We start from the raw sequence: 12,483 nt of genomic DNA, 5'->3' as shown, positions 1-12,483 counted from the left end.
AGGGTACCTACGGTACCACGACACCAAATCTTAAGCCTTGCTCGGCAATATCCGGCGTGATCGCAACAGCGGTCTCGCCGTTTCTTTGAAGGATTGATGGTTCAAGCACATTCTTCAACGCGTCGCCCGACGCGCGCCAGCCGAGCGGAAACGAAGAACTGACGCTTCATGCACATTCTTGGTGCGAAGCAATTCAACAATTGCGTTAGCGACGGAAAGATGAGCGTTTACCGAGTCGAAGACCGGTCGCTTAATGTGCATTCTCGTCCGTTAAACGAAACCCGCATTTCGCAATAACGGTGGAGCCAATATCGGCTTTCGCCATTCCGAACGTCTCATGTGCTGGATCAGCAAGCCGCACGTGGCCTTGCATCGCCTTGCAAAGCGGTCGGAACGCGCCGCAGTCTCCAGCCTGGCGTGGCTTTTATTTGGCGGGGAAGTCGACGCCGCGAAGCGTGACGATCGCCACTGCACAAGGCGTCTCCACGCCATCGGCCACGGAAGCCACGTCGACATGCGCCACGCCGATCGTGCTGCCGACCTGAATTGCGCGGGCGCGAGCGATCAGCGACTGGCCTTTCGCCGGCGCGAGGAAGCTGACTTGCAGGTTCACCGTTACCGCGAAGCGGCCCGATGGCATCGCCGTGCTCACCGCGCCGCCGCCGGCATGGTCCGCCAGCCCGGCGATGACCCCGCCATGGAAGAAGCCGTTGGCCTGGAGCAGACCGTCATTCTTCGCGAGCGACATCACCACACGGCCCGCTTCCGCGCTCTCGACCCTCGTGCCGACGGACCGGGTGTAGCCGGGGGCGGAGGTGACCCGTTCGACCAGGTCGCGGATCGCATCAGGCGTCATCGGCTGTTTTTGCATGGTGCGTGGCTCTCTCCCGGCTATTGACAGGGGCGCATGCTTGGACCGGGAAGAGGCTTAGGCAATCCCGATTGCTCCGATATCAAACCATAGATATTCTCTATGGATGGACTTCAAGCAGATCAGGTATTTCGTGGCGGTTGCCGAGGCGGGCAGCTTCAGCGCCGGCGCGCGCCGTGCCTTCGTCACGCAGCCGACGCTGTCGGCCGCGATCGCTTCCCTCGAAGCCGAGCTGGGATTCGCACTGCTGGAGCGTCATGCGCGTGGCGTCAGGCTCACGCCGCGCGGCGAGGAGGTGCTGGAGACTTCGCGGTCGATTCTGCGCCAGACCGAACGACTCAAGACGGCGTCCGGCGGCAAGCCGTCGGGCAGGCCGCTGCGGCTTGGAATTCTGCCGACGATTGCTCCGGCTTTCGTGGCCCAATGCATTGAGCGGCTGCGGGCGATCGAGCCGGCGCGGTCGTGGCGGAGCGAGGATGCACCGCTTCCCAAGTTGCGGCAGCGGCTTGCCAACGGCCGTTGCGACGTCATCCTCACCGCGCTGGGATCGGCCGCACGCGGCCACCGGCAGGTCGAGCTGGCGGCAGACCGGCAGGCGCTGGCCGTTTCCGCCCGCTCGTTCCCCCGCGGGCCGGTCTCTCCGGAGATATTGGCGGGCCAGCCCCTGATCGTGCGCGTGCACTGCGAGCAATTGCAGGCGGCGTCGCGGATTCTCGATGCGTGGAAGGTGCGGCCGAGAGTCGTCGCCCAGACGGACAGCGATGCGCGGGCGCTCGCGATGGTGGCGGCCGGCATCGGGTTCTGTCTGATGCCGGACAGTTTCGAACACCCCGAGGTGCGGATGCTTCGCCCCGAGGGGGTCGATCTGACCCGGCGGCTCGGCTTTGAATGGGTCAGAGGCAGCGCCGATGGCTGGCTGGATCGCGCGCTGGATGGTCTGTGATCTGATCTCATGCCGCGGGCGCGGACACCCGCCTAGAAGCGAGGTCTGCGGGCGATGCGCCTTAACCCAGGCCCAGCGCCGTGACCACGTCGCCGTTCAATTTGTCCGGATGATCGGTTCTTTCTCGATCCTGTTGTGCAACTGCCAGAAGCGCACGGTGCGCTGGGCCGTTTCCATCGATAGCTTCCGGTAGTCGCGCTCCGCGACCTCGAGCGTCTGCTCGCTGATCGGACGACCGGGCCGGTTGCGCAGGATCGACTCGACCGTCGGCCAGTTCAGCCGCGCCGAGCGGCAGGGAATCAGGATCAGGTCGGCGCGGGAGCCTTCCATCAGCCTGGCCGTCATCTCGACTGGCATGTCGTTGAGGACGGCGAGCGCGACCGTCACTTCGTCGAACTTGTTCGACTCCGCGAATTTGTACACCGCCGCGTCGTCGAGCTCGTTCAATCCCTTCATCAGCTTCACCAGTTCCTCGGCGACGCCGAAGCTGCGGCTCGGGGGCTGTGGCTCGCGAGCGATCTCGTTAAGGACCCGCTTGATCTCTTCCTGGACCGCGGCCGGCGCGATGGCCAGAAGCCGCGCGCGAACGGTCTCCTTGGCGCGTCGCAACAGGTCGCCCATGAACTTGGCCGGGAAATCGGCGCGAAGGCCGAGGATTTCGACCAGCTCCTCGTCGGCACCGGCGCGGGCGACGATGGTGGAATAACCCTGATCGGAAAACCTGGCGCCGGCATTGTTGGCGAGCTTGCGGATCACCTGGCCTTCGCCGCGGTCGACGATGACGTCGGTCACGGCCGCGGGCAGTTCGGCGCGGCCGGAAATGGCGAGCAGGTGATCCTGCCCCTTGCTGCTGGCGATTTCGACCAGCACGTCGGTGCCGAGCCGGCTGGAATGGGTCAGCACATTGCCGGCGACCTCGATCTCGTCGTCCCACGCGAGATGCTGGATGACCTCGAACGGGGCGTAGTCGAGCGGCGCCAGCCGCTTGGAAAGTTCGGCCTTCGCCCGCGTCTCGACGCGCGCGATCAGAAGGCAGAGCACGTCGTCGAAGACCTTGACCTGGTCGTCGCTGAGGCGTTCTCCGTCATGGAGGAAGAGATCGGTGACCTGCCGCAGGGTTTCCACCCGCTTCGCGGATGACCCGCCTCTGACGGCGTCTTCAAGTTCGGCAATGATCGAGTGCGCCGGCTGTTGCACCATTGTGGGCAGCCTGTCTGTTGTTGAAGGGTTGGCGCGCACAATGACAAGCCGGGCCTTACACTCACGTTAAAGGCGGAACCTCGGAGAATTACAGAACGGCTTGCATTTGAATCGGGCAATGCATCGGTCGCGGTCATTGCGGACATTCCAATGTCGAAACAGGCCATGCATTGCAAATTCCGCGTTCTGAATTGCTTTACCAATCGATCGGCACGTATGCCGGGATTTCATGCGATAAATCGCCGAGTCGAAGCGGATCGGCGATCTGTCGCCGCTTCCGGTATTCCGGTCCGGCTGCTATCCTCACCAAACCGTTCCCGGGAAAATTCGAATCGCAATCTGCCGAACAAGACGCCGTCAAGGCTGGCTGCATCCGCGGAGGAAGCTCACGAAGCCGGCGCTTAAGCATTCCTTCACGACGAACTTCATTAAACCTCTGACAAGGGCCTGGTTACCATGAGATCTGTTGTCATAACCGGCGCGTCCACCGGCATCGGCTGGGCCAGCGCGAAGCTCTTGCTCGACCGCGGCTTCCGGGTGTTCGGCAGCGTGCGCAGGCAGGCCGACGCCGACCGCCTCAGGGCTGAGTTCGGGGCGAACTTCACGCCGCTCATCTTCGATGTCACGGATGAAGCCGCGGTGCTGGCGGCGGCGCGCGAGGTTCGCGCCGAGCTCGACGGCGAAACGCTCGCCGGCCTCGTCAACAATGCTGGCATCGCGGTTGCAGGCCCCGTGCTCGAACTCGCGGCCGGCGAATTCCGCCGCCAGATGGAGGTCAATTTCATCGGGCCGATCATCGCGACCCAGGCATTCGGGCCGTTGCTCGGCTCCGATCCGGCCCTGAAGGGGCCGAAGGGGCGGATCGTGATGATCTCCTCGGTTGCCGGCAAGAACGGCAACCCGATGACCTCGGCCTATTCCGCCTCCAAGCACGCCATCGAGGGGCTGTCGGAGAGCCTGCGCCGCGAACTGATGCTGTTCGGGATCGACGTCATCATCGTCGCACCGGGCGCGGTCAAGACGCCGATCTGGAGCAAGGCTGAGGAGGTCGATATCTCCGCCTACAAGAACTCGCCGTATTTCCCGGCGCTCGAGAAAATCCGCGCCTTCATGCTACAGCTCGGCGCGAACGGATTGCCGCCCGAACAGATCGCCGAGAAGGTGTTCGAGGCGTTGACGCGACCCAATCCCAAGGTGCGCTACGTCATCGCGCCGGATCCGATGCAGCAGTTCATGGCGGCGGTGTTGCCCAAGCGCACCCTCGACCGGATCATCGCCAAGCGCCTCGGGCTGATGCCGCGGGGATGAGCAAAGGTACCGGCCACCAGTGACGACGGGAAAGAGCAGCGCCGAGCTGACGCAAATCGCCGACGCGGCGCTTCGCAGCCAACCGGGATGCGAAACGGCGTCCGTCCCCGCCGTGCGCGCGCTTCCCAACATCCGTGAAGGGCGGAACTGGGAAATCCCCAACGTCGTTCTCGGTGACAGCCTGATCAGCGACGTCGACCGCGCCGTGATGTCCGTGCACCGCCGGCTTGGGCGGAAATATCATCTGCTGGCCGGCGACTAGATTATCCTACCCGTGCCGGCGCCTGGGCTCGCGGTGCCATCGCGATCATCCGGAGCGCGAACACCGCCACTAATGGAATCAGGAACAGCGCGTAGGGCGGCATACCCGGGATTCGCTTGCCGAACGACACCATGAACTGGAACAGCAGATAGTAGCCGCCCGCGAGATGCAGCCGGCGCCAGGCGCGTGCGCCGATCGCAGCCGCAGTGCGGTCGAACGAGGTCGCAGTCATCGCGACGATGAAGGCATAGCCGATGCCGCCGAAGATGTAGGACGCGATCGAGGTCGCCGCCGCATAGCCCGCCGGATCCATCACGGCGAAGGCCAGGATGGCTACAGCGTGGATGGCGTGCGAGGCCGCGAAGCTGACGCCGAGATAGCGGCGGTTGCGGCGCAGCCATCGCGTCCACGCGTTCGGCCATAACAGCGCCAGGGCTGCGGCCGAGAAGGCGAGGCAGAACAACGCAAGCGAGGTCCGCGCGGTAAAGCGGATCACCATGCGCACGCCCTCGACCTCGAAGCCCCGCATGCCGGCGATCCAGATGCTCATGGCCAGCAGCGTCAGCGCGAGCAGGGCGAACAGCCGCCAGCCTTCGAACCATTTTTGCGTCGGCATGTATTTGCTCCCCTGGTTTGCGTGGCGGCTGCTAATGTAATCACCAGTTACATTTGCCGTGCAGATCAGGTCAATCCGTGTAATCAGTGCTTACATTCACGACCTGGTGATGGTAGGTGAAGGCATGCGTCCGTCAGCCAAGGCATCTGCCGCGAAATCTACCACCAAGCCCCGCCGCCGCGCCTCCCGGGCAACGGCGCCAAAATCCTACCACCACGGCGACCTCCGGCGTGTCCTGATCGAGGCCGCGCTGCAACTGGCCGGCGAGGGCGGGGCGGAGGCGGTGAGCGTCCGGGAGGCCGCCCGCCGGGCCGGCGTGTCGCCCGGGGCGCCGTTCCGGCATTTTCCCAGCCGCGACGCCCTGATCCAGGCGGTGGCGGAGGAGGCGCAGCGTCGGTTCCGTGCCGAGATCGAGGCGGCTCTTGCGACGGCGCCGGGCGATGATCCGCTCGGCCGCTTTCGCTGCCTCGGGCTCGCGTACCTGCGCTGGGCGATGCGCAACCCGACCCATTTCGAAATCATTTCCAGCCGTCGCTTGTTCGACCACGACCGGGCGGTCGCCGTCTCCGGCGACAATGCCGAGCTGATCGCGCTGACCGAGCAAACGCTGGCCGAAGCCTTTGCGGCGGGCCAGCTCCGCAGCGCCGACCTCAAGCAGGTTCAGATCGCCGGCCGGGCGCTGGTCTATGGTTTTGCCCGGATGAATATCGACGGCCATTTTCCACGCTGGGGCGTGGCCGGCCCCGAGGCCGAGCGGACCGCCGAGGCGGTGCTGGATCTTTTCATCGAGGGGATTGCGAAATCTTGACACGTCATTCCGGGGCGCGTCGAAGACACGAACCCGGAATCTCGAGATTCTCCGATGTGCAATTGCGCATCGTAGTTCGCTTCGCGCCCCGGAATGACACCCCGTAATTGCCGAAGAGGCAAATTCATTGCCTGTTCATGACGATTCCACTACGTTTTTGTGACACGACACAGGTTCCGGATGGGTCGTGCGTCTCCTGGTCGTCGCCAGCCAAGGCTTTGTATTGCGCCGGGTCATGTTGCGTTCCTCCCATGGCGCCCGCGCCAAATCCAGGGCCCTCCGCCGCCACCCTTGTCGCCGGCCTTGCCGCCATCGGCCTCTGGCGGCTTTCGGCCGTCGCTGCACCGCACATGGCGGCGCTGGCGATTCTGCTGCACACCGAAAGCGATTTCGGCGGCCGCATGGCTTTTGCCCTGGCGTGGGGAATCCTGAACTTCCTGTTTATTGCGCTGCTGCGGCGTCCGGCTCTGTCGGGCGCGCTGTCGCTCACGCTGGTCGTGCTCCTGGTGCTGCTGTCGCGGCTCAAGCACGACGTCGCGCAGATGACCGCGAACTTCGTCGACCTGATGGTGATCGACCGCGACACCGCGGCCTATTTGTTTACGATCTTTCCGAACCTGCGCTGGAGCGTGGTCGGCGCATCCCTCGTCATCCTGCCGCTGATGTATGCGCTGTGGTGGCTCGATCCGTTCCGCATTCGCCGCCTGCCGGCCACTGCCGGCCTGCTGGCCTGTCTCGCAAGCCTGACCGGTTATTCCGTCGTCTGGCCCGATGAAGCCTGGCGCGGCTATTACGACGACGGCTATCTCTCCAAATTCGCCCGCTCGGGCGTGACGGCGGTTTCGGACTTCGTCAATTACGGTTTCATGGAATCGGAAGCCGTGACCGCCGAGCGGCTGAAGGTGCCGCTGGTCGATTCCTGTCATGTGGCCGGCCGCCGCCCGCACATCATCATGATCCATGACGAGTCGAGCTTCGACATCCGCCAGGCCGCCGGCGTCAAGGTGCCGCCGGGCTATGGCAGCCATTTCAAATCCTTTGACGGCCGCGAGCGCAAGTTCATGGCCGAGAGCAGCGGCGGCGCAAGCTGGATGGCCGAGTACAACGTGCTCGCCGGCCTGTCGTCGCGGTCGTTCGGCCGCTTCTCCTATTTCGTCACCCGCATCGCGTCTGGCCGGGTCGAGCGCGGATTGCCGCTGGCGCTGCGCCGTTGCGGCTACAACACCATCTCGCTCTATCCGGCCTATGGCGCCTTCATGAGCGCGCGCGGCTTCCAGACCTCCACGGGCATCCAGCACTTCTATGACGCGCGCGCTCTCGGCGCCAAGGGCATCGAGCCCGACAGCTTCTTCTACGACAAGGCGCTGAATCTGATCGCCGAACAGCCGGCCAAGACGCCGCTGTTCGCCTTCGTCTATCTCGCCGCCAACCACTTCCCCTGGGAAACCAAATTCCGCCCCGACCTGCTGCCGTCCTGGCGCCAATTGGGCAACGAGCCCGTGGTCGACGAATATCTGCGCCGTCAGGCGATGAGCGCCGGCCATTATGCGGCGTTCGTGGCCAGCCTGAAAAAGAAGTTCCCCGCGCAGCCGTTCCTGATCGTTCGTTACGGCGACCACCAGCCGGAGTTCTCGTCGAACCTGCTGGACCCCGGTCTGGATGAAGCCAAGCTCGCCCGCAAGTTCGACACCTACGACCCGCGCTACTTCACCACTTACTATGCGATCGACGCCATCAATTTCGAGCCGGTGAAGAGTTCCGCGGTCATGGATACGATCGACGCGCCGTACCTGCCGCTGGTGATCCAGGAGGCCGCCGGCATTCCGCTCGACCCCTCGTTCGAGGAGCAAAAGAACATCATGCTCCGCTGCAAGGGTGTATTCTACGCCTGCAAGGACGGCGCGGAAGCCCGCCGGTTCAACCGGTTGTTGATCGAGGCAGGATTCATCAAGGGCCTTTAGGGACGAGACATGTCAGCCGTTGCTGAGCCCGGAAGGAGCAAAGACATCCGCGCAGGATCGCGCGGCGCCCGGTTCTTTGCTCTGGCCGGCGTGATCGTGGCGGTTCACCTGGCGGCCCTGGCGGTGCTGCTGACGAGCGAGTATGGGCCGTTTGCGATCACGCTGTCCTTGCTGGCATGGGTGTTCGTCAATTGCCTCCTGCTGCTGGTGCTGCCGCGGCCCGGCGTCTGCGCGGCGATTGCGCTCGCCCTCATCGTGTTGCTGATCGCGCTGTCGCGTTTCAAATTCGGCATCCTGCAGCTCTCGCTGACGTTCCTCGATTTCCTGATCATCGACCGTGATACGTTTTCGTTTCTGCTCTCGGTGTTTCCGCGATTGCAGACGCAGTTGATCGTGACGGGGATCGTCGCGGTTCCGTTGTTATGGCTGATCTGGCGTTTCGATCCGTTCCGGGTGCGGCGCCGCCTGGCGTTGATCGGTCTGGCCGCGAGCATTGCATCGATATCGGCGATGTCGGTCGCATGGCCCGAGCAGCCGTGGGAGCCGTTCCAGGGCATCAACCATATTTCCAATCTCGCGCGCTCGGGCGTGGTGGCGGTGTCGCGGCTGGCATCGACCGGATGGATCGACGCCGATCCGCCGGCAAACGCCCCGCTTCGCCTGGCACGGGAAGCGCGCGCCGCCGGCCTTTCGGCGCTGCCGCCTGACGCTGCCTGCGATGCCAACGCAAAGCGGCCGCACATCATCATGCTGCTCGACGAGTCGAGCTTCGACGTCACGTCCGCGCCCGGCATCAAGGTGCCGGCTGGGTACACCGACTACTTCAAGTCCATCGACGGCAAGCAGCGCACCATGATGGCGGAGGCGACCGGCGGTCCGACCTGGTACACCGAGTTCAACGTGCTGACGGGCCTGTCGGCGCGGTCGTTCGGCGATCTCAAGTTCTACGTGACGAGGATAACCGCGGGCCGCGTGACGCGTGGACTGCCACAGGCGCTGCAAAGCTGCGGGTACAAGACCTTCTCGCTCTATCCGACCTATGGCAACTTCCTTGGCGCGCGCTCCTTCCAGAAGGGAGCCGGCGTCGGCCATTTCGTCGACATGGCGGATATGGGCGTGAACCAGGACATGCAGCCCGACAAGTTCTATTTCGATCAGGCGCTAAAGGTATTTGCGCGCGAGCAGCCTCAGCAGGCGCCGGTCTTCATGTTCGTCTACCTGACGGCCAACCATTTTCCCTGGACCGACGTCTACCGGCCCGATCTGACCCCTCCGGGCTGGACGCCGCCGGGCAACACGGCGGAGGTCGATGAATACATTCGCCGCCAGACCATGACGGCCAACGACTATCGCGAATTCACCGAACGGCTGAAGCGCGACTATCCCGACGAGTCGTTCCTGGTGCTGCGTTTCGGCGATCACCAGCCGGCGATCTCGCAAAAGATGCTGGAGCCAGGGATCGATCAGGCGACGCTGGCGAAACGAGTGATGGCCGCCGATCCTCGCTACTTTTCCACCTACTATGCCATCGACGGCATCAATTACTCACCCTCCAGCCTGTCGTCGGCGCTCGAAACGCTCGATGCGGCGTACATCCCCCTCGTGCTGCAGGAAGCCGCCGGCATCCCGCTGGATCCCTCGTTTGCCGAGCAGAAGCGCATCATGCTCCGCTGCAAGGGAGCGTTCTACGATTGCAGAAAGGGCGCGGAGGCGCGCCGGTTCAACCGCCTGCTGATCGACGCCGGAATGATCAAGGGGCTTTGATGTCGTTCCATTAGCGAGATCTCGTAGGGTGGGCAAAGCGCAGCGTGCCCACCATCTATTCGCCGAAGGAGCCCTTGATGTCGCGCAAATCGCCACCGCTCGGCCGCTGCGCGAGGACAACGGTGAAAAAGAAAATACTGCCCTTGGCACGAATGTATCGCGGCATGCCGTATCATAGTGCAACCTTACATAGTCTGAAAGGAGGGTGGGCACGCTTCGCTTTGCCCACCCTACGAGAGCTCGCAATAACGACGGAGAGGTCGTCCTACTTCTTCCCCACCTTCTCCCACAGCCAGCGCGCCACCGCGTCCGGCGAGCTCGCCGCGTCATTGCTGGCCGCGCGCAAATTCGCCTCGCGCATCGTGGCTATATCGATGCTGCCGAGCAGTGGCGCCAGCGCCTTGCGCAAGGCCTCGTCATTGGCTCGCTTCGGCGCCAACAGCACGATCGCATCGTAGGGCGGAATTGCACGCCTGGGATCGCCGAGCGCCACCAGGTCGTATTTCGCGATCAGCCCGTCGCTGGTGTAGCCGGCGATCACATCCACTTCGCCGGAGGCGACCGCCGCATACATGAAGTCGGGCTGCATCTGCCGCTGCCCCCGGAACGACAGGCCGTAGGCGCGCCGCAACGCCGCCCATTCGGGCCGCGAGAAGAACTCGTAGTCGCCGGCGATCGACATGTTGGCGGCGCGCGAGGCGAGGTCGGCGACGGTGCGGATGCCCAACTGCTCGGCGCGCTTGCGCGGCATCACCAGCGCATAGGCGTTCTCGAAGCCGAGCTCGCCTGATAGTGTGATGTTCTGCTTCGCCAGCATCGTCTTCAGTTCGGCCAATAGCTCCTGCCGCGGCCTGATGTCGGTGCGGTGAAACTGGTTGGCCCACAGCGTGCCGGAATAGTCGATGTAGACGTCGATATCGTTCGAAGCGAGCGCCTCGAAGATCACGTTGGAGCCGAGGCCTTCGCGCGTGGTCGCCGAAAGGCCGGCGGTCTTCAGTCGCTGCGCCATCAAGGCCGACAGCACATATTGCTCGGTGAAGGTCTTGGCGCCGATGACGTAATTCGTCTGCGCGCGCATCATCGTCGGTACCAGCGTTGCAACGACCAGCGCCGCGATGCCGGCGCCGCCAAGCGCCGCACGCAGGCGGCTGCGGTGACGCAAGCCGTTTTCGATCAGCGCCAGTAGCTGATCGACCGCGAGTGCCAGCACCGCGGCGGCCAGGCAGCCGAACAGCACGAACACCCAGTTCTGGGTCTGCAACCCGGCAAAGATGTAATTGCCGAGGCTGGTCTGGCCGATCGGCGTCGACAGCGTCGCGGTGCCGATCACCCAGACGGCCGAAGTGCGGATGCCTGCCATCATGACGGGCAGCGCCAGCGGCAACTCCACCGTGAACAGCGATTGCCGCGGCGTCATGCCGACGCCCTGCGCCGCTTCCAGGATCGCGGCGTCGACGCCCTGCAGCCCGGTGATGGTGTTGCGCAGCACCGGCAGCATCGAATAGAGCGCCAGCGCCAGCACCGCGGGCAAAAATCCGAACGCGGAAAAACTGACGCCGAACCACGACAGCGACAACGCCGCGAGCGCTAAGAGAAGCGGATAGAACAGGGCGAGCAGCGCCAGCCCCGGCACCGTCTGCACGACGCTGGCAAGCCCGAGCAGCACCCCGCGCAGCACCGGCTGGCGGCGCGAGATGATCGCAAGCGGCAGGCTGACGAGTAAGCCAAGCGCCAGCGCGGCGACGCTGACGCGGACGTGATTGCCGAGATAGTCGGGCAAGTGGCCCAGCGCCTCGCCCCAGCGTGGATCGGCGAAGAGGCTCATGCCGCACCTTCGCGAGGCAGCAACGCGCCCAGCCGCTCGGCCTGCCGGCGCGGCGTGCGCAGGAGTTCGCCGACGTAAACGTCGCCGCTTTCGGAAAGCTCGGCCGGCGTGCCCTGCGCCAGCACTCTTCCGCCGCGCATCACGGCGATGCGGTCGGCGAGCAGGATCGCTTCGCTCATGTCATGGGTGATCATGACCGTGGTCAGGCCGAGTTTACTGTGCAGTTCGCGAAAATCGTCGCCGAGCGCGTCGCGGGTTAAGGGATCGAGCGCGCCGAACGGCTCGTCCATCAGCATGATGCGCGGCCGCGCGGCGAGCGCCCGCGCCACGCCGACGCGCTGGCGCTCGCCGCCGGAGAGTTCATGCGGCAGGCGGTCCCGGTATGGCGCGCGGTCGAGCCGCACCAGGTCGAGCAGCTCGTCCACGCGTGCCGAAATCTCCGCAATCGGCGTGCCAAGCAGCTTCGGCGTTATGCCGACATTGCCGGCGACGGTCAGATGCGGAAACAGCCCGCCGCTCTGAAAGACATAGCCGATCCGCCGCCGCAGCAGGATCGGGTCGACGTTGCGCACGTCTTCGCCTTCGACCGTGATGCTGCCGCTATCGGCCTCGATCAGCCGGTTGGCGAGCCGCAACAGCGTGGTCTTGCCCGAACCCGAGCCGCCGACGATCGCAAGGAGCTCGCCCTCGGCGACATCGAGCGAGACGTCGTCGACGGCGATGATGCGGCCGCCGTCAAACGTCTTGCTGACATGGCTGTAGGCGATCAGGGGAGGGCTCATGCAGTCTCGAATCCTTCACCCTCCCCTGGAGGGGGAGGGTCGACGCGACCGAAGGGAGCGGCGGGGTGGGCTGACGGTCTCTCCACTCGAACAGTGCCCGAGTTGAGAGATCACCCCGCCCCGTCTCGCATGTCGCGGCGCTC

General features: G+C 64.6%; 11 protein-coding genes. 6 read left to right on the top strand and 5 right to left on the bottom strand.

The genetic code is table 11. The features are described from left to right. Positions 1-424: 424 nt before the first annotated feature. A complete protein-coding gene (locus LMTR13_RS31130; protein ID WP_065731101.1) occupies positions 425-871 on the bottom strand; it encodes a PaaI family thioesterase in 447 nt (148 codons plus the stop codon). 106 nt (positions 872-977) lie between these two features. Between LMTR13_RS31130 and LMTR13_RS31125 the strand changes: the two genes are divergently transcribed. Further along, positions 978-1,814: a LysR family transcriptional regulator gene (locus tag LMTR13_RS31125; protein ID WP_065731100.1), complete on the top strand. Its 837-nt coding sequence runs from the start codon at positions 978-980 to the stop codon at positions 1,812-1,814. Positions 1,815-1,910: 96 nt separating this feature from the next. Here the strand turns inward: LMTR13_RS31125 and LMTR13_RS31120 are convergent, their stop codons facing one another. Continuing rightward, on the bottom strand, positions 1,911-3,014 hold the full coding sequence (locus LMTR13_RS31120; RefSeq protein ID WP_065731099.1) for a DUF2336 domain-containing protein: 1,104 nt from the start codon (positions 3,012-3,014) through the stop codon (positions 1,911-1,913). 456 nt (positions 3,015-3,470) lie between these two features. On the opposite strand from LMTR13_RS31120, the gene LMTR13_RS31115 reads away from it, so the two are divergent. Together LMTR13_RS31115 and LMTR13_RS31110 are read left to right on the top strand one after the other, a co-directional pair. Then, positions 3,471-4,322, top strand: a complete 852-nt coding sequence (locus LMTR13_RS31115) for an SDR family oxidoreductase (protein ID WP_065731098.1) — start codon at positions 3,471-3,473, stop codon at positions 4,320-4,322. Between the two features lie 19 nt (positions 4,323-4,341). After that, positions 4,342-4,584, top strand: coding sequence for a hypothetical protein (locus tag LMTR13_RS31110; RefSeq protein ID WP_065731097.1), 243 nt, complete (start codon positions 4,342-4,344; stop codon positions 4,582-4,584). A gap of 1 nt (position 4,585) precedes the next feature. On the opposite strand, the gene LMTR13_RS31105 is transcribed toward LMTR13_RS31110, so the two are convergent. Further along, positions 4,586-5,200, bottom strand: coding sequence for a hypothetical protein (locus LMTR13_RS31105; protein WP_065731096.1), 615 nt, complete (start codon positions 5,198-5,200; stop codon positions 4,586-4,588). Positions 5,201-5,324: 124 nt separating this feature from the next. Between LMTR13_RS31105 and LMTR13_RS31100 the strand changes: the two genes are divergently transcribed. The 3 genes from LMTR13_RS31100 (at position 5,325) to LMTR13_RS31090 (ending at position 9,733) form a co-directional block, all read left to right on the top strand. Beyond that, on the top strand, positions 5,325-6,008 hold the full coding sequence (locus LMTR13_RS31100; protein WP_065731095.1) for a TetR/AcrR family transcriptional regulator: 684 nt from the start codon (positions 5,325-5,327) through the stop codon (positions 6,006-6,008). Positions 6,009-6,259: 251 nt separating this feature from the next. Then, the gene (locus LMTR13_RS31095) at positions 6,260-7,969 is read left to right on the top strand and encodes a sulfatase-like hydrolase/transferase (RefSeq protein ID WP_065731094.1); all 1,710 of its coding nucleotides are present in this window, start codon (positions 6,260-6,262) and stop codon (positions 7,967-7,969) included. A gap of 9 nt (positions 7,970-7,978) precedes the next feature. After that, positions 7,979-9,733, top strand: coding sequence for a sulfatase-like hydrolase/transferase (locus tag LMTR13_RS31090; protein WP_083219297.1), 1,755 nt, complete (start codon positions 7,979-7,981; stop codon positions 9,731-9,733). Positions 9,734-9,998: 265 nt separating this feature from the next. Here the strand turns inward: LMTR13_RS31090 and LMTR13_RS31085 are convergent, their stop codons facing one another. After that, the gene (locus tag LMTR13_RS31085; RefSeq protein ID WP_065731093.1) at positions 9,999-11,558 is read right to left on the bottom strand and encodes a glycine betaine ABC transporter substrate-binding protein; all 1,560 of its coding nucleotides are present in this window, start codon (positions 11,556-11,558) and stop codon (positions 9,999-10,001) included. Then, positions 11,555-12,340 (bottom strand): ATP-binding cassette domain-containing protein, encoded by a 786-nt coding sequence (locus LMTR13_RS31080; RefSeq protein ID WP_065731092.1) that lies wholly within the window; start codon positions 12,338-12,340, stop codon positions 11,555-11,557. Before LMTR13_RS31080 ends, LMTR13_RS31085 begins: the two co-directional genes overlap by 4 nt. Positions 12,341-12,483 lie beyond the last annotated feature (143 nt).

This window comes from Bradyrhizobium icense, assembly GCF_001693385.1.
Taxonomy (GTDB): Bacteria; Pseudomonadota; Alphaproteobacteria; order Rhizobiales; family Xanthobacteraceae; genus Bradyrhizobium; species Bradyrhizobium icense.
The sequence above is the reverse complement of the archived record's forward strand: the minus strand, read 5'-3'. Positions and strand labels throughout refer to the sequence as shown.